The sequence below is a fragment of the Klebsiella sp. PK01 genome, from assembly GCF_057624675.1.
The window spans coordinates 17,635-34,905 of record NZ_JBYEZM010000011.1 but is presented as its reverse complement, the minus strand read 5'-3'; the positions used below and the strand labels follow the sequence as shown (position 1 = coordinate 34,905).

The 17,271-nt window shown below is 53.5% G+C and carries 18 protein-coding genes; 7 read left to right on the top strand and 11 right to left on the bottom strand.

Annotated features, from left to right (window positions below; genetic code table 11):
* Window positions 1-7: 7 nt before the first annotated feature.
* Both AC22LX_RS23450 and AC22LX_RS23445 read right to left on the bottom strand, forming a co-directional pair.
* Window positions 8-1,219 carry a PfkB family carbohydrate kinase gene (locus tag AC22LX_RS23450; protein WP_100279398.1) on the bottom strand — a complete coding sequence of 404 codons (1,212 nt, stop codon included), beginning with the start codon at window positions 1,217-1,219 and terminating at the stop codon, window positions 8-10.
* A gap of 200 nt (window positions 1,220-1,419) precedes the next feature.
* On the bottom strand, window positions 1,420-1,968 hold the full coding sequence (locus AC22LX_RS23445; protein WP_015368954.1) for a helix-turn-helix domain-containing protein: 549 nt from the start codon (window positions 1,966-1,968) through the stop codon (window positions 1,420-1,422).
* Between the two features lie 100 nt (window positions 1,969-2,068).
* On the opposite strand from AC22LX_RS23445, the gene AC22LX_RS23440 reads away from it, so the two are divergent.
* Both AC22LX_RS23440 and AC22LX_RS23435 read left to right on the top strand, forming a co-directional pair.
* Window positions 2,069-2,728: an AzlC family ABC transporter permease gene (locus AC22LX_RS23440; protein WP_045395274.1), complete on the top strand. Its 660-nt coding sequence runs from the start codon at window positions 2,069-2,071 to the stop codon at window positions 2,726-2,728.
* The gene (locus AC22LX_RS23435; RefSeq protein WP_045395272.1) at window positions 2,728-3,051 is read left to right on the top strand and encodes an AzlD domain-containing protein; all 324 of its coding nucleotides are present in this window, start codon (window positions 2,728-2,730) and stop codon (window positions 3,049-3,051) included. Before AC22LX_RS23440 ends, AC22LX_RS23435 begins: the two co-directional genes overlap by 1 nt.
* Before the next feature lie 44 nt (window positions 3,052-3,095).
* Here AC22LX_RS23435 and AC22LX_RS23430 read toward each other — a convergent pair whose 3' ends face one another.
* Together AC22LX_RS23430 and fdhD are read right to left on the bottom strand one after the other, a co-directional pair.
* Window positions 3,096-3,308, bottom strand: coding sequence for a YdgH/BhsA/McbA-like domain containing protein (locus AC22LX_RS23430; RefSeq protein ID WP_015368957.1), 213 nt, complete (start codon window positions 3,306-3,308; stop codon window positions 3,096-3,098).
* A 128-nt stretch (window positions 3,309-3,436) separates the two neighbouring features.
* A complete protein-coding gene (fdhD, locus tag AC22LX_RS23425) occupies window positions 3,437-4,273 on the bottom strand; it encodes a formate dehydrogenase accessory sulfurtransferase FdhD (protein ID WP_049059551.1) in 837 nt (278 codons plus the stop codon).
* 157 nt (window positions 4,274-4,430) lie between these two features.
* Between fdhD and fdnG the strand changes: the two genes are divergently transcribed.
* From fdnG to AC22LX_RS23400, 5 genes are all read left to right on the top strand, one after another.
* On the top strand, window positions 4,431-7,481 hold the full coding sequence (fdnG, locus tag AC22LX_RS23420) for a formate dehydrogenase-N subunit alpha (RefSeq protein ID WP_113771572.1): 3,051 nt from the start codon (window positions 4,431-4,433) through the stop codon (window positions 7,479-7,481).
* A 12-nt stretch (window positions 7,482-7,493) separates the two neighbouring features.
* Window positions 7,494-8,396 (top strand): formate dehydrogenase subunit beta, encoded by a 903-nt coding sequence (gene fdxH / locus AC22LX_RS23415; protein ID WP_015368961.1) that lies wholly within the window; start codon window positions 7,494-7,496, stop codon window positions 8,394-8,396.
* Complete coding sequence (fdoI, locus tag AC22LX_RS23410; protein WP_015368962.1) at window positions 8,393-9,019, top strand: formate dehydrogenase cytochrome b556 subunit; 627 nt, start codon at window positions 8,393-8,395, stop codon at window positions 9,017-9,019. The genes fdxH and fdoI overlap by 4 nt, the downstream gene beginning before the upstream one ends.
* A 5-nt stretch (window positions 9,020-9,024) precedes the next feature.
* Window positions 9,025-9,954, top strand: coding sequence for a formate dehydrogenase accessory protein FdhE (gene fdhE / locus AC22LX_RS23405; RefSeq protein ID WP_015368963.1), 930 nt, complete (start codon window positions 9,025-9,027; stop codon window positions 9,952-9,954).
* A gap of 249 nt (window positions 9,955-10,203) precedes the next feature.
* Window positions 10,204-11,121: an alpha/beta hydrolase gene (locus AC22LX_RS23400; protein WP_063447505.1), complete on the top strand. Its 918-nt coding sequence runs from the start codon at window positions 10,204-10,206 to the stop codon at window positions 11,119-11,121.
* Window positions 11,122-11,137: 16 nt separating this feature from the next.
* Here the strand turns inward: AC22LX_RS23400 and fabY are convergent, their stop codons facing one another.
* The 7 genes from fabY to AC22LX_RS23365 all read right to left on the bottom strand — a co-directional run bounded on the left by fabY (window position 11,138) and on the right by AC22LX_RS23365 (window position 17,219).
* Window positions 11,138-12,079: a fatty acid biosynthesis protein FabY gene (gene fabY, locus AC22LX_RS23395; protein ID WP_015368966.1), complete on the bottom strand. Its 942-nt coding sequence runs from the start codon at window positions 12,077-12,079 to the stop codon at window positions 11,138-11,140.
* A gap of 44 nt (window positions 12,080-12,123) precedes the next feature.
* Entirely contained in the window at window positions 12,124-12,561 is a 438-nt protein-coding gene (gene dtd / locus AC22LX_RS23390) for a D-aminoacyl-tRNA deacylase (RefSeq protein WP_015368967.1), read from the bottom strand.
* Window positions 12,558-13,418 (bottom strand): virulence factor BrkB family protein, encoded by an 861-nt coding sequence (locus AC22LX_RS23385; protein ID WP_015368968.1) that lies wholly within the window; start codon window positions 13,416-13,418, stop codon window positions 12,558-12,560. The genes dtd and AC22LX_RS23385 overlap by 4 nt, the downstream gene beginning before the upstream one ends.
* Window positions 13,412-14,011 (bottom strand): glucose-1-phosphatase, encoded by a 600-nt coding sequence (gene yihX, locus AC22LX_RS23380; RefSeq protein ID WP_032715399.1) that lies wholly within the window; start codon window positions 14,009-14,011, stop codon window positions 13,412-13,414. The genes AC22LX_RS23385 and yihX overlap by 7 nt, the downstream gene beginning before the upstream one ends.
* A 152-nt stretch (window positions 14,012-14,163) precedes the next feature.
* Complete coding sequence (locus tag AC22LX_RS23375; RefSeq protein ID WP_487334237.1) at window positions 14,164-15,423, bottom strand: MFS transporter; 1,260 nt, start codon at window positions 15,421-15,423, stop codon at window positions 14,164-14,166.
* 97 nt (window positions 15,424-15,520) lie between these two features.
* Window positions 15,521-16,501 (bottom strand): sugar phosphate isomerase/epimerase family protein, encoded by a 981-nt coding sequence (locus AC22LX_RS23370; RefSeq protein ID WP_487334236.1) that lies wholly within the window; start codon window positions 16,499-16,501, stop codon window positions 15,521-15,523.
* 7 nt (window positions 16,502-16,508) lie between these two features.
* Entirely contained in the window at window positions 16,509-17,219 is a 711-nt protein-coding gene (locus AC22LX_RS23365; protein ID WP_020077565.1) for a GntR family transcriptional regulator, read from the bottom strand.
* Window positions 17,220-17,271 lie beyond the last annotated feature (52 nt).

Here is a 17,271-nt window from a genome sequence, read left to right as displayed (position 1 = left end):
TCCTGGATTAGAGGGTACGGAGTCGGGCATTTGCCTGCGCAAAGTCAGGCATGTTGGAAGCCCCCTCCAGCTCGACGGCCAGAGAGGCGAAAGCAGAGGCCCAGGTCGCAGCCTGAACCAGGGTGTTGCCGGCAGCCAGCGAGGCGGCGAGCGCGCCATTAAACGCATCGCCAGCGCCGGTGGTATCGACGGTGACCGCCGGAAAGGCGCGAATTTGGCTAAACTGGCGATTATCCAGCAGCAGCGCTCCGCGCGACCCCATGGTAATCAGAACTTTCTTTACACCTAATTCAGCGATGCGCAGCGCGGCTTCTTTGGCAGTATCAACATCGTGAATGTCGATACCGGATAATAATGAAGCCTCGGTTTCATTCGGTGTAATCACATCGATATAAGGGATGCTTTTGATTATTTCCGCCGAGTATGGCGCCGGATTGAGAATGACTGTCTTACCGAGTTCCCTGGCGATTTTTATTAGCGAATGGGTGGCGTCAAAATTATTCTCAAGCTGAACAAGTAAAACGTCGGAGGCGGACAACTCTGGAATAATCGCCTCAATCTCATTATGCGTTATTGTAGTATTGGCGCCAGAGTAAATAGCAATCATATTTTCGCCATTTTCCTGCGAAACATAAATAATGGCATTGCCGGTAGGTTCGCTCTCAGATTGATAAAGCGTATAGGAGTGTATTTCTGAACGAGTGAGATGATCGGCCGCCAGGTGACTAAACTGATCCTTGCCCACCTTAGCGACAAAATGGACCTGCGCGCCGGCTTTACTGGCCGCCGTCGCCTGATTCGCCCCCTTGCCACCGGGCCCAAGGCTGCTGGCGAGCGCCAGTAGCGATTCTCCGCCGCGCGGAAAACGCTCCACTCGAGCCACGATATCCACATTAAATGAGCCGAATACACACACTTTGCCGTTCATCGATTTTCCTTTCTGCTGACCGCTCGCCGTAGGTTTCCGATGGTTAATCGGCTGCAGCAGCACGCCGAAACTATCACCGGTTTCAGAAATAAGTTCAGCCTTTAAATTGTGCCGGGAAATAATCGCTCCGCCATAACAACGTTGCACCAACCCCATTTCTGCAAGAATATTTAAATCACTGCGAATGGTTTCTTTTGAAACACTAAAATAAGCAGCAAAATAATTAACAAAACCACGCTCATGATCGTTTAAATATTTCAGGATATGCTTTCTACGTTCTTCTAAAAACATAATAGGCCCCAATGTCACGAATTAAGTATACGAACCCCTTCCGGAAGGAAGAGTGACATCAATCCCATGTTTTCAGGCAAAACGGAAGGAAACAAAAATGGAAAAACAATGAAGAAATTGAGTGAATAAATAATTCACTCAATCATTAATGGGAAATGAAATAATCTTCTGCGCATCAGAATAAAATGCGCAGATTCTGACTAATTTTGCTCTGCCACCAGCAGCGCCTGGGTATCTGGCTCCAGCGCCTGAAAGAGGTGTTCCCGATCGGCCGGGTAGCAGATGTAATCCCCTTCTCCCAGCTCTTCCGGCGCTTCGGTAAGACCAACGCGCGCGCGCCCCTGAGTGATAATAATATGTTCGACCGACCCGGGCGGGTGCGGGTGCGAGATCCGATCGGCGCCGGGCTGCGTCAACAGCAGATAGATGTCGCGACGCGCGCCGGGGGGACAAGCCGCCAGCAAAATGGCCTGATAGTTGGCCTGCTCAGCAACCACTTTGGTGCCTTCGCCGCGGCGAATCACCTGGGTCTGGTTGGCCTGCGGCTCCAGTAAGCGGGCGAAGGGAATGTCCAGCGCCACGCACAGCGCCCACAATGTTTCCAGGCTAGGGTTGCCATTGCCGGATTCCAGCTGTGACAGGGTCGATTTGGCTATCCCGGCGCGGCGCGCCACCTCCGCCAGTGAGAGCCCGGTGCGCGAGCGCTCGCGCGTCAGGCTTTTAGCAATTACGCTGATGGGCTGTGTCATACACCGCTCCTCGTATTTTATATCGAACGAATCGTTCGTCTTGAAAAACCATTCTGTTGCGTTCATTATAATGGAAATTCGTTCGATATGGCTAAAGCGTATGCGTTACAAATTTTCCTGTCTCAGTGGAGACACCATTAAAGCAATCATTCTGGTATGCCTGGCGGTCGGCGTGGTTGGCATGTCTTACGGTTCATTAGCGATGGCCTACGGTTTTCCACTGTGGGTGCCGTTTGTCCTTTCCATTACGGTGCTGGCCGGCGCCTCTGAGTTTATGTTTATCGGTATTGTCGCCAGCGGCGGTAACCCGCTCGCCGCGGCGGCGGCAGGTTTACTGGTGAACGCCCGCCACGTTCCTTTTGGCGTCACCGTGCGCGATCTGGTCGGCGCCCGCGCCGCCAGCCTGCTCGGCTGCCATATTATGAATGATGAGAGCGTGGTGTTCGGCCTGTCGCAGAAAACCCCGGAGCAGCGTAAAGCCGCCTACTGGCTCTGCGGGCTGGGCGTGGCGCTCATCTGGCCGCTCGGTACCCTGCTGGGCGCCGGCGTCGGTAAATTATTACCCGCACCGGAAACCATCGGCCTGGATGCAGTATTCCCGGCTATCCTGCTGGCGCTGGTGGTACCGGCTTTTAAAAAACGTACCACACTGATTCGTGCCTGCAGCGGCGCGGTTATTTCGCTTGCCGCCGTGCCCTTCGCGCCGGTTGGATTACCGGTTCTGCTCTCATTGTTTGGTTTACTGGCGAGGAAAAAATAATGGCTAATATGACGCTGTTTATCGCCGGGATCGCGATTCTGTCGATCGGCACATATCTGATGCGTTTGGGCGGGGCAAAGCTTGGCAGCCGTTTAGCGTTTTCCGAGCGCTCGCAGGCGCTGCTTTCTGATGCCGCGACGGTATTGCTTTTTTCCGTGGCGCTGGCGACCACCTTTTATGAAAGCGAGCATTTTTCCGGCATGGCGCGGGTACTGGGCGTCGGTTTTGCCGTGTTCCTTGCCTGGCGCAAGATGCCGCTTATCGTGGTGATTATCGCCGCGGCGGTGGTGACGGCGCTGCTGCGCCTGGCGGGTATAAACTAAAAAAGCGCCCTGAGGCGCTCTTTCGACGGTAGTGGGTTGCTAGCTTATTTGTTCAGCTCAGCGGTCATATGCACGCGGTTACCGTTAAATGCTTCGGTAATGGTGTAAGAAGACGCGCCGGCAGCCTGCGCCTGAGCGGCGATTTTCGCTTCCGCGGCGTCCATGGTGGAAGCGGTGGCGGTCACGGATTGCGCGGCGAAAGAACCGAAAGAAGCGGCCAGAGCGATAACAGCGACAAAAGTTTTGATGCTTTTCATGATATAAACCCTTTCATTTAGTTGTTTGGATAAGGCGCCGTGCCTTGATGTGATAAATAATAGTCTTCACATCCCGTAACTAAAAGCGGAAGGATTTGCTGTCATCTTTCAAAAAAACTGACCAACAATTAACCTGCAATCAGGCGCTGCGGATGAGTATAAATCGTCGCTCTGCCTGGCCTGCAGAAGCCCACCAGCGTCAGATTACAACGCTCGGCGACTTCAACCGCCAGGGTCGTCGCCGCGGAAACGGCAAACAGAATTTCCACCCCACACATTGCGGCCTTCTGTACCATCTCATAACTGGCGCGGCTGGAGACTAAGGCCGCGCCCTGCTGCCAGCCCTCTCCTTCTTCACTACGGCGCCCCAGCAGTTTATCCAGCGCAACGTGACGGCCTACATCTTCATGCCCGCCCGCCAGTTCGCCATCAGGGCGCACCCACGCGGCGGCGTGCGTACAGCCGGTCAGACGGCCGATAGGCTGAACCTCATTTAACTGTTTGAGCGCGCGATCGAGATGAGAGAGCGCAAAGGTCTGTCTAAAGGGCAGCGGCTCGACGGGCTTACCGATATCATTTAGCTGCTCGACGCCACATACTCCACAGCCGGTACGCCCGGCGAGCGCCCGGCGGCGCTCTTTCAGCCCCATAAACCGGCGGCTGGAGAGTTCGATTTGCACTTCTACCCCGTTACAGGCCTGCACCACGTCCATCCCGTAGATCTCTTGTCGACTTTGAATAATCCCTTCCGACAGGGAAAAACCGACGGCGAAATGTTCCAGGTCACGTGGCGTCGCCATCATGACAACGTGCGAGATGCCGTTATAGACCAGAGCGACGGGTACCTCTTCAGCTACCTCGTCTGGCTGAGGATGTTGTAAATCCTCGCGTTTCCAGAGGGTAATCTGGCGATAACCTGTGACATCTGTCACATTTTTGATTTGTTCAGGAAGGTTCTTATTCACTTTCATTTAACCGTATTGGAACAGGCATACACACAATGTGGTATTCTGTTTTTATATCCCTCCAGGACCGAGGGAAATTAACTCAATTCTGAACCTTTGCGGCCTTCACCGCAAAGTAAATAACTACATGTGACAATGTCGAAACAAGGAGCGAACCATGCAGGTCAGCAGAAGGCAGTTCTTTAAGATCTGCGCTGGCGGTATGGCAGGCACGACGGCAGCAGCGCTGGGCTTTGCCCCGGCTACTGCGCTCGCGGAAACACGGCAGTACAAACTGCTGCGTACTCGCGAAACCCGCAACACCTGTACGTACTGTTCCGTTGGCTGCGGGCTATTGATGTATAGCCTCGGCGACGGTGCGAAAAACGCCAAAGCATCCATTTTTCATATCGAAGGCGATCCGGACCATCCGGTAAACCGTGGTGCGCTCTGCCCGAAAGGGGCCGGTCTGGTGGACTTTATCCATTCTGAAAGCCGCCTGAAATTCCCGGAATATCGTGCGCCAGGTTCTGATAAATGGCAACAAATCAGCTGGGATGAAGCGTTCGATCGCATCGCGAAGCTGATGAAAGAGGACCGTGACGCCAACTTTATCGCCCAAAACAGCGCCGGCACCACCGTTAACCGTTGGCTGACCACCGGTATGCTGTGCGCCTCCGCTTCCAGTAACGAAACCGGCTATTTAACACAGAAATTCACCCGCGCCCTCGGGATGCTGGCGGTGGATAACCAGGCGCGTGTCTGACACGGACCAACGGTAGCAAGTCTTGCTCCAACATTTGGTCGCGGTGCGATGACCAACCACTGGGTTGATATTAAAAACGCCAACCTGATCGTGGTGATGGGCGGTAACGCCGCAGAAGCGCATCCGGTGGGGTTCCGCTGGGCGATGGAAGCCAAAATTCATAACGGCGCCAAGCTCATCGTTATCGATCCGCGCTTTACGCGTACGGCGTCGGTGGCTGATTTCTATACCCCGATTCGTTCCGGTACCGACATAACCTTCCTGTCGGGCGTCATCCTGTACCTGCTGAATAACGAAAAATTCAACCGTGAATACACCGAAGCCTATACCAACGCCAGCCTGATCGTGCGTGAGGACTACAGCTTTGATGATGGTCTGTTCAGCGGCTACGATGCCGAAAAACGCCAGTATGACAAAACCAGCTGGAACTACGAGCTGGATGAAAACGGCTTCGCCAAACGCGATACCACGCTACAGCATCCACGCTGCGTCTGGAATCTGCTAAAACAGCACGTTTCCCGCTATACGCCGGATGTGGTTGAAAACATCTGTGGTACGCCGAAGGCCGATTTCCTTAAAGTTTGCGAATATATTGCAGAAACCAGCGCGCACGATAAAACCGCGTCGTTCCTGTATGCCCTCGGCTGGACCCAGCACTCCATCGGCGCGCAGAACATTCGCACCATGGCGATGATCCAGCTGCTGCTTGGCAACATGGGGATGGCAGGCGGCGGCGTCAATGCCCTGCGCGGTCACTCCAACATCCAGGGTCTGACCGACCTCGGCCTGCTCTCAACCAGCCTGCCGGGATACATGTCGCTGCCTAATGAAAAACAGGCCGACCTGCAGACCTACCTGAGCGCCAACACGCCGAAACCGCTGTTGAAAGACCAGGTGAACTACTGGGGCAACTATCCGAAGTTCTTCGTCTCCATGATGAAAGCCTTCTTCGGCGATAAAGCTACGGCCGAGAATAGCTGGGGCTTTGACTGGTTGCCGAAGTGGGATAAGAGCTACGACGTTCTGCAGTATTTCGAGATGATGAATCAGGGCAAAGTGAATGGCTATATTTGCCAGGGCTTTAACCCGGTCGCCTCGTTCCCGAACAAAAACAAGGTAGTGGCTTCCCTGTCGAAGCTGAAGTTCCTTGTAACCATCGACCCGCTCAACACCGAAACGTCCACCTTCTGGCAAAACCACGGTGAGTCCAACGATGTTGACCCGTCAAAAATCCAGACCGAAGTATTCCGTCTGCCGTCCACCTGCTTCGCCGAAGAAAACGGTTCTATCGTCAACTCCGGCCGCTGGCTGCAGTGGCACTGGAAAGGCGCGGACGCCCCGGGGATCGCCGTGACCGATGGCGAAATCCTCGCCGGTATCTTCTCGCGTCTGCGTAAGATGTATGCCGAAGAAGGCGGCCCGACGCCGGAGCCGGTGCTCAACATGACGTGGAACTACTCCACGCCGCACGAGCCGGCATCTGAAGAAGTGGCGATGGAAAGCAACGGTAAAGCGCTGGCGGATATTACCGATCCGGCAACCGGCGCGGTAATCGTTAAGAAAGGGCAGCAGTTGAGCTCCTTCGCACAGCTACGCGATGACGGCACGACTTCCAGCGGCTGCTGGATCTTCGCCGGTAGCTGGACGCCGGAAGGCAACCAGATGGCGCGCCGCGATAACGCCGACCCGTCAGGCCTCGGCAATACGCTGGGCTGGGCCTGGGCATGGCCGCTGAACCGCCGCATTCTGTATAACCGCGCCTCCGCGGATCCGCAGGGTAAACCGTGGGATCCGAAGCGTCAGTTGCTGAAATGGGACGGTGCGAAATGGGGCGGTGTGGATATTCCGGATTACAGCGCCGCCGCCCCTGGTAGCGACGTCGGTCCGTTTATCATGCAGCCTGAAGGGATGGGGCGTCTGTTCGCTATCGATAAGATGGCTGAAGGGCCGTTCCCGGAACACTACGAACCGTTTGAAACGCCGCTGGGGACTAACCCGCTGCATCCAAACGTGGTCTCGAACCCGGCCGCTCGCGTCTTTAAAGGCGATCTCGAGCAGATGGGCAAGGCCGAGAAGTTCCCGTACGTCGGCACCACTTACCGCCTGACCGAACACTTCCACTACTGGACCAAACACGCGCTGCTTAACGCCATCGCGCAGCCGGAACAGTTTGTGGAGATCGGCGAAAAACTGGCGAATAAGCTCGGCATCGGCCACGGCGATACCGTGAAGGTCTCCTCTAACCGCGGCTATATCAAAGCCAAGGCGGTGGTGACCAAGCGTATTCGTACGCTGCAGGTTCATGGTAAAGAGGTGGATACCATCGGTATTCCTATTCACTGGGGCTACGAAGGCGTGGCGAAAAAAGGCTTTATCGCCAATACGCTGACGCCGTTCGTCGGCGACGCCAACACGCAGACGCCGGAGTTTAAGGCCTTCCTCGTGAACGTGGAAAAGGTGTAACGGAGACGACTTATGGCTTATCAATCGCAAGATATTATTCGTCGTTCCGCGACTAACGGTTTCACTCCCGCGCCTCAGGCGCGGGACCACCAGCAGGAAGTGGCGAAGCTTATCGACGTTACCACCTGCATCGGCTGTAAAGCCTGCCAGGTGGCCTGTTCCGAATGGAACGACCTTCGTGACGAAGTGGGTAACAACGTCGGGGTGTATGACAACCCGGCGGACCTGACCGCCAAGTCATGGACGGTCATGCGCTTCTCGGAAGTGGAACAAAACGACAAGCTGGAATGGCTTATTCGTAAAGATGGCTGCATGCACTGCGCTGACCCGGGCTGCCTGAAGGCCTGTCCGTCAGAAGGCGCGATCATTCAGTACGCTAACGGCATCGTCGACTTCCAGTCTGAGCAGTGTATCGGCTGCGGCTACTGCATCGCAGGTTGCCCGTTCGATGTACCGCGCCTGAACCCGGAAGACAACCGCGTCTACAAATGTACGCTGTGCGTAGACCGCGTGACCGTCGGCCAGGAACCGGCCTGCGTGAAAACCTGTCCGACCGGCGCTATCCACTTTGGTTCGAAAGAGGATATGAAAACGCTGGCCGGCGAGCGCGTCGCAGAGCTGAAAACCCGCGGTTACGACAAGGCGGGCCTGTACGATCCGGCTGGCGTCGGCGGCACCCACGTGATGTACGTGTTGCACCATGCCGATAAACCGAATCTGTACCACGGTCTGCCGGAGAATCCGGAAATCAGCCAAACGGTGAAATTCTGGAAAGGTATCTGGAAACCGCTGGCGGCGGTCGGCTTTGCTGCGACCTTCGCAGCCAGCATCTTCCACTACGTCGGCGTCGGTCCAAACCGCGCAGATGAGGAAGAAGACAACCTGCATGAAGAGAAAGACGAGGTGCGCAAATGAGAAAACGTGACACCATCGTGCGCTACACGGCGCCGGAACGCATCAACCACTGGATAACCGCCTTCTGCTTTATTCTGGCGGCGGTAAGCGGGTTAGGCTTTTTCTTCCCGTCGTTTAACTGGCTGATGCATATTCTCGGTACGCCGCAGCTGGCGCGTATTCTCCACCCGTTCGTCGGGGTGGTGATGTTCGCGTCGTTTATCATCATGTTTTTCCGTTACTGGCACCATAACCTAATCAATCGGGATGATATCTTTTGGGCGAAGAATATTCGTAAGATCGTCGTCAACGAGGAGGTAGGCGATACCGGGCGTTATAACTTCGGCCAGAAATGCGTATTCTGGGCGGCAATTATTTTCCTGGTGCTGCTGCTGGTAAGCGGTGTGATCATCTGGCGTCCGTACTTTGCGCCTGCATTCTCAATCCCGGTGATCCGATTCGCGCTGATGCTGCATTCTTTTGCCGCAGTCGCGTTAATTGTGGTTATCATGGTGCATATCTACGCCGCCCTCTGGGTGAAAGGCACCATTACCGCGATGGTGGAAGGCTGGGTTACCAAAACGTGGGCGAAGAAACATCACCCGCGCTGGTACCGTGAAGTCCGCCAGAAACAGGAAAAATAGACTGCATGAGTATTCGCATAATCCCGCAAGACGAGCTGGGTTCGAGCGAGAAACGCACGGCGGAAGCAATTCCGCCGCTACTGTTCCCCAGACTGAAGAATCTGTATAACCGCCGCGCGGAGCGCCTGCGCGAGCTGGCCGCCAATAACCCGCTGGGCGATTACCTGCGCTTTGCCGCGCTGATCGCTCATGCGCAGGAAGTGGTGCTGTACGACCATCCGTTGCAGATGGATCTGACTGCCCGCATTAAAGAGGCCAACGATCAGGGCAAGCCTCCGCTGGATATTCACGTATTGCCGCGTGATAAACACTGGCACAAGCTGCTGCATTCACTGATCGCCGAGCTGAAACCGGAGATGAGCGGCCCGGCGCTGTCGGTTATCGAGAACCTGGAAAAAGCTTCCGGGCCGGAACTGGAAGAGATGGCCAGCGCGCTGTTTGCTTCCGATTTCGCCTCGGTCAGCAGCGACAAAGCGCCGTTTATCTGGGCCGCGCTGTCGCTGTACTGGGCGCAAATGGCCAGCCTGATCCCGGGGAAAGCGCGCGCCGAATACGGCGAGCATCGCCAGTTCTGCCCGGTTTGCGGCTCGATGCCGGTCTCCAGCATCGTGCAAATCGGCACCACTCAGGGGCTGCGCTATCTGCACTGCAACTTGTGTGAAACCGAATGGCATGTGGTGCGCGTAAAATGCAGCAACTGCGAACAGAGCCGCGACCTGCACTACTGGTCGCTGGATAACGAGCAGGCGGCGGTGAAAGCCGAAAGCTGCGGCGACTGCGGGAGCTACCTGAAGATTATGTATCAGGAGAAAGACCCGAAAGTCGAAGCCGTTGCCGACGATTTAGCCTCGCTGGTACTCGATGCTCGCATGGAACAGGAAGGCTTCGCCAGAAGCTCAATTAACCCGTTCATGTTCCCCGGCGAAGGGGAGTAAGTTCTGCGCTCCTGTAACGGGCGACTCAGGTCGCTCGTTATCATTCATACGGCGTGACCACGCCGGAAATGCTCTCCTTATCCCGATCCTGCTTCTCCAGATATTGTTCAACAGAAGAAGCAGATCTTTGCTGAGAAATACGCTTTTGCGAGCCGCTTTCCACAATGCGATCGCGGCTTTATTCGGTATATCTTTTTCGCAAAAACCAGGCTATAACACTGGATATTAATCCAGTAAAAGGGACTTACCATGACGTTGGAAAAAGGTATTGCTTCGCTGGTTGAGGAGTTTATTGCTGCGGGGCGGCCATCAGCACGAGAACAGAGTATTGATGACCGGAGAAACGGCTATCTCGCCAGCGCCGTTCTCGCAGGGGAAACGGAAACGCGTGTGCAGGTTGAAGACATCACGCTCGATGGCATAACCTTTCGCGTCGTCTCGCCGCCAAAAAGCAACGGCTTGCTACCCACCATGGTGTATTACCACGGCGGCTGTTTTGTGAGCGGCGGCTTTGCCACCCATGACAACCAATTGCGCCAGCTTGCCTGGTGCAGTGGGTGCCGGGTGATCGCCGTGCAGTATCGCCTGGCCCCGGAGTACCCTTTTCCGGCGGCGCACGATGATACGGAACGAGGCGCCAACATTATCCATCGGTATGCGCGGCGGCTTGGCGTTGACGCCGCGCGCATCACGCTGGCCGGCGACAGCGCCGGCGGCCACCTCGCCCTGGTCACGGCTCTGCGCCTGAAAGCGGCGGGAGCATGGCAACCTGCGCAGGTTATCCTGATTTACCCTATGCTCGACGCTACCGCCAGCATGGCAAGCTACGCCAGCAACGGCGAGGATTACATCATTACCCGGGATACGCTGCTTAGCGGCTACGAAATGTATTTAGCGGCCACACCCGCTACCCATCCGGAAGCCAGTCCGCTGTGGCGCGAAGATTTTAGCGGGCTGCCGCCGGTTCATATCCTGACGGCCGAATTTGACCCTTTGCGCGATGAGGGAGAAGCGCTGTACCAGCGGCTAATAGCACAGGGAATAGAAAGCACCTGTCAGCGCTATCTGGGCGTCATTCACGGTTTCTTTCAGTTAGGCGGGATAAGCCTCGCGGCAAGGCAGGCGATGCGCGATATCGCCTGGCGTACGCAAACGCCAGGCCAATAATAATGCCGGAGGCGGGTTACTCTTCCTCGTTCCCGCCCTCTTCATAAGAACCAAACGGCTTTGCGGGCAATACGATATAGGTACCCTCAAAAACAGCGCCCAGCTTATCGTTACCGAACAGTTCGACCTGAAGCTGTACTCGAGCCTTGCGCCCTCGCGCCAGGCGATCGAGATCGCCGCTTAGCGAGCCCAAATCGGCCACCGCATTCGGGCGTCCGCTAATAGGCTTGCTGTAACGGATATGCGCATCGGCAAGGATAATCGTGCCGCCAAGGTGCCGCTCGCGCAGCATTAACCAAATAAGCCCCCAGCCGGTTAAGGTGGCGAGCGAAAACAGGCTGCCGGCAAACAACGTATGATGTGGATTCTGATTCCCCGCTTCGGGCATGGTGGTGATAAATTTTTGCCCGGTGTACTGCTGAATGCGCACGCCCATCTTTTCGCTCAGCGGAATGTGCTGATACCAGGCCTGCTGCAGCTGGCCGCACCAGTCACCGCGGTGCAGGATATCATCCAGTGAAGCAATGGGTTTAATCATCAAAAAGTGGCGAATCGGCGTGGTTGTCGGCGTGGTGATTTCTCCCTGGTTCACAAAGCCCAGCTTAGAGAAAAACTCCATCGCGTCTTCACGGGCGCTACAGGTCACCCGCTTCACCCCTTCCTGACGGGCGACTGACTCAAGAGTCATCGCCATAAGGGTGCCTAAACCTTTATCCTGAACGGAAGGATGAACGGCCATAAAACGGATCGAGGCTTCATTCTCCGCATTGATATACAGCCGACCGACGGCAACCAGATTGCCCTCTTCATCGACGACCATCTGGTGATGCGCCATGGCATCCCAGGCGTCGCGTTCCGACCCTTTAGGCTGATGCAGCGGCTTACGCAGCATCTCCCAGCGGAACTGATAATAGCTTTCTAACTCTTCTTCTGTTTGCGGTACACGAAGGTGATACATAGCTGTACTCTCTTTTGTTACCCGCAGCCTGCCCGGAAGCTGACTCATACCTGCAACCAAAAGGTCACGGGACCATCGTTTACCAGCGAGACCTGCATATCCGCAGCGAATCTCCCGGTCTGAGTATTCATCTCTTGCTGACGGCAGCGCTCAACAAAGTATTCATACAGCGCTTCCGCTCTGTCCGGCGCCGCGCCTTTGGAAAAACTCGGGCGCATGCCGCGCTCGGTATCGGCCGCCAGCGTAAATTGCGAAACCACCAGCACGCTGCCGCCCGCCTGCTGGACATTAAGATTCATTTTGCCTTCGGCGTCGCTGAAAATGCGATAGCCGAGCACCCGTTCACACAGACGATTGGCCTTCTGTTCGTCATCGTCTTTCTCGACGCCCAGCAGCACCAGCAATCCCGGACCGATTTCACCCGTCACTTCACCCTCCACGGTAACGCTTGCACGGGATACGCGTTGAATTAATGCAATCATGGTTGTTCTGTTTCTTCTTTTTTGAGTTTGCGGTATTCACCGAGAGTGACAGTTATTTCAGCGCCAAGCAAGACGATACACCAGGTCCAGTAAACCCAGACAAATAAAATGGGCACTACCGCTATCACGCCATAAATCAACTGGTATGACGGAAACATGGTGATATATAGAGCAAAAGCCTTTTTACCGGCTTCAAAAAGCAGTGCCGCCACCAGCGAACCGATTACCGCATCGCGATTGCGCACCTGGGTGGTGGGCACGATGCTATAAAGCATCCAGAACGCCGCCCACGATAAGATTAGCGGGAATATACGTAGTACATCGTCAATGACGCTATTGAGATCGCTGGCCCAGCGCAGTGAGAGAAGATAGGAACTGATTGCCAGACTGGCGCCGGCCAACAGCGGACCAAGAGTCAGGATCATCCAGTAGACCGCAAATGAATAGATTTTTGGCCGCGTCCGACTGCTGCGCCAGATGGTGTTCAACGCGCTATCAATCGAGTACATCAGCAGTAATGAGGTGACGATTAACCCGAAGGCACCGACGGCTGTCATCCTGCTGGAGTTCGCCACAAACTGTTCGATATACCCCTGAATGACATCACCGGTCGCCGGAATGAAGTTGGCAAAGATAAAATGGCGGATCTGCACGCTGACGTCGGAGAACATCGGGAAGGCGGCAAACAGGGCAAAAACCACGGCGATCAGCGGCACCAGCGCAAGTAAAGACACGTAGGCCAGATTCCCCGCCAACGTCGTCATGTTGTCTTCTTCAATTCGCCGCCACAGCAGCTTAAGCCAGGCCACCAGCGGCCTGGTATGGTATTTGGTTTTTTGATGAACGCTTTTTAGCATAGCTGCTTCGCAAAGTAATTGGGGATGGTCTCCTTACCCGTGACCAGAATACTGGTGATCCCCAACTGATTAGCCCCAGCTATATTATCGGCGTTATCGTCAAAAAAGACCGCTTCTTGCGGCGAAAATCCTTCTGCCTGCAGCACGCTTTGATAGATACGCGTTTCGGGTTTACGCATCCCCATCTCTTGTGAGAGGTACACATGATCGGCGGCAGCACGCACTTGCGGATATTCACTTGGCCAGAAAGTGGTATGTAATCGGTTGGTGTTCGAGAGCACTACCACGCGATGCCCCTGGTCGCGAAGTTTTTGCATGATGTCGGTAACTTCTGGACGCAAGGCGACAAAAACGGCCTGCCAGCCGTGGGCGAACTGTTCATAGCTCAGCGGCATGTTCATTTCGTGGCACATCGCGGCGGCAAACTCTTCGTCGCTGATCTCCCCGCGTTCATGCTGGTGGAAGGCATCGCCCATGACAAAGTCTTGCTTTAGCGTCGCCAGCGGGATGCGGGTCAAATCGCTCCACGTTCCGAGCACCCGGTTGAAGTCAATGTCGACAATCACATTACCTAAATCAAAGATATAGAGCATTTTTGTCTCCTTCCGCGCCGTTGAAGATTAACTGTAGCGGGAAAGAAGAGGTTTGACTATGAACAAACCGGAAACGATTCAAGACATCTCAGGCGCAAAAACGACCAAAGCCGCATATCTGCGGCTTTGGTGAAATGGCAGATCCCTTAAAATCAGACCAATGCGGTTTCCAACATATTCTTTCTGCGGTTGATGCGTTTAACCAGCATCACCGAAACGAACGCGCCAGCGCAAGCGAAGCAGGCCATGATGCCAAAGACTATCTTGTACCCCACCAGACCCGGATTGAGATCGAGAATGTAGCCGTACAGGCTGTAGCAAAACATCGCCGGTGCATAGCCAATGAAGCTCCCCAGCGCCATCGCCGCGCCCGTCTGGTTTTCAGCGATTTTCGCTTCCCCAATCGGGGCAAAAAACACGGCTCGTTGCGTAAAAACAATTGCGCCGAACCCGAGAGTACACACCATACCCAGATAGACCGGCATACTTTCGTGCGGTAACAGAATTAACGCGACTAAAGCCATCGTACTGATACAGAAGGTATAAAAGAGATATTTACTTGGCGATTTGAGGATCTTATCGGCAATTAAACCGCCAATTGGACCACCGATCATTTTTAAACAGTACTGGTTAATAATGCCGTAGGCGCCAACCAGGGCTACCGGCAGCATGTAGATGTTCTTCAGGAACGGGATAAAGAAGGTGAGTCCACAGTAAACGGCGTAAACAAAGAACACATTGAAGGCAATCAGCCAGATAGTTTTGTCTTTCAGCACCGAAGAGATACTGGTTTGTTGCCTGGTGGTGCCTTCATCCGCGACGGGCGTCGGCTCATCCTTCTGCTTAAGCATGAAAAACAGCAAGACGCCTACAACAATGACAATAATGGCATAGAACCAAATCCCGGCTTTAAAACCCAGTAAGCCACTGCCAAACCAGGTGAAAATAGCTAATGCGGAAAATGCGATAACGGTATCGACAATTCCGCGCCCCGTTTCGAAGAAGCCAAATAAACGCCCCTGCTGTTCGCTATTCCCTAACCGACTCACCGATTTTAACAATACCGGCCAGTTCATCATGTCGCAGGTGACGCCAAATAATGCCCAGACAAATAGAATGCCCCAATAGCCAGGCATCGTTGTCAGATAGATACCTAATAATCCCGTCGCTATCAGTGAAAATGACATGGTATAGCGACGCGGAAGTTTATCAGCAAAGTAAATTGACAAGAAAAAACCGATGGTTGTCACTACTGAGTTTACCGACATGGCATTACCAATCTGACCGTTGGTCAAATGAAAATAATCCTGCATCGGTATATAAAATGCGTCTTTTAATGAAGGCAGTTTATAAATGGTACCACCACAAAGCGTTAACAGGCTAAATATAGCCCATTTCTTTCTTGTGAGCATAAGATCCCCTGATGACTTAACATCATTTTATTTAAGGACATGGAACATTTCGCCATTCTAAAAAATAGCGATCATAAATACCAAATGTAATTAAAAGTTAGCGTGCAAGAACTTTCAGTGCATCATTTTTTATATCGCGTAAAGTGTCCATGACAAAATTTAACTGGGCGATCGCATCCTGTTTTTCTTTATCCAGCCGGGTTTCAAGTTGCGTTGTATCAGGCAGAGGCGTTTCGCTCATTTGTCGCCACGGGATCCACGGGTTATCGCCTTCAGTCGCAAAGCGGAAAGGTGGCGCGTAATAATCAACTTCTTCTTCCAGTCCGTACGCCATCACCTGTGGTTGCTCCTGGCCCAGACAAATTAACTCAGTCAGCAGCGCCTTAAACGGCATATCACCCAGACCTGAGTTACAGGCCCGGTGCCCCAGCCCGCCATTTTCCGCAATAATACAGGCATCTTTAATGTGAACCTGAGTGACATAGGGTGACATCACTGCCAACGCCTCAAGCGGTCGCTCATTAGCATTGATCATATTGGCAAAATCAAACAGCAGCGATAGCGACGGCATCTCGCTTTGTTTAACCAGATTGACCAACTCGGCGCTTTTTAAATCTTCATGTTGTTCAATGGTAAAAGTAAGTCCAGATTGGCTATATGTCTCTTTAATATATTGAATATCAGCCGTAATTCTTGCTAAAACTTCTTGTAAAGGCCCTTCGTAACGAGGATAAAAACGAACGGAGGTTGCCCCGGTCTTTAATGCGATAGCGACGGCTTGATCGATGGTCTCTTTATCGGAGGCGCTGGTTTCTATATGGATATACAACCGTAACGCTTTTGCCTGCTCGCCAAAAGCGGCCAATTGCATATTATCCATACAGCTAAGAGAGTAACGCTCGCCATCGAGGACATGAATTTTCACACCTTTTAAATGATGGCTATTCGCAATTTTCAGTAAATCAGTCGGTAAAATTCTCTCCAGCCGCATATTCAGGTGATATGCATAAGCATGAAGATAAAGAGGAATATTATCAATGCGAGAAAGGATCTTCTCAGCGTTATCTTTAGTGAGCATAAAATACCTACAAGTTAATAAAGAGATCCACAGCCTCAAATCGCCAATACTCGAGATCTATTTGCACGATATTACCTGCACTATCGGCACGATGTTTTTCTATCAGAATAGCGGGCATACCAGCAGAGCCGCCAATGAATTTACTTACATCGCCGGGCATTCTTACTGGCCTGAAGGCTAATTTTTTAATAACAACATTTTTATGATAATTATTCTCCCAAACGGAAGAAAAAGATTGGTTCTTTAGCCTGGTAATAAACTCTGGCGCAACATTCGGGTTGATAAACGTTTCATGATAAAAAACTTTATGTCCTTCTAATGCCCCCCAGCCGGTTATCAGATATAAATCATGCGCAGGACAGGTGGCCACAAGAGCTTCTGCGACGTCGGGATACTCCGTCGTCCGTACCTTTTCGATAAAACCCCACGACGGTTCTCTGCCCTGTTCAATCGCTGCCCGCTGAAAGCTGGCGGAAAGCTCCGGGCTATAGTTAAAACGCGGCTGGGCGACAAACCAGCCTTTACGGTCTTTACGAAATATTCTTGATTCCGCCTCCAGGCTGAGCAGCGCCTGGCGCAGGGTCATACGCTTGATACCGAGCAACTCGCCCAGCTCGCGCTCGGACGGCAATTTTCCACCCGATACCGTCAGCCCCTGCTTTAACCACAGGTCCAGTTTCTCTTTCGCATTTTCCACAGTGGATGGGTTATTCGTCATTGTTTAATCCATTTGGTTTAAACCAGATAACTCATCTTACTCTTGAGCAAAA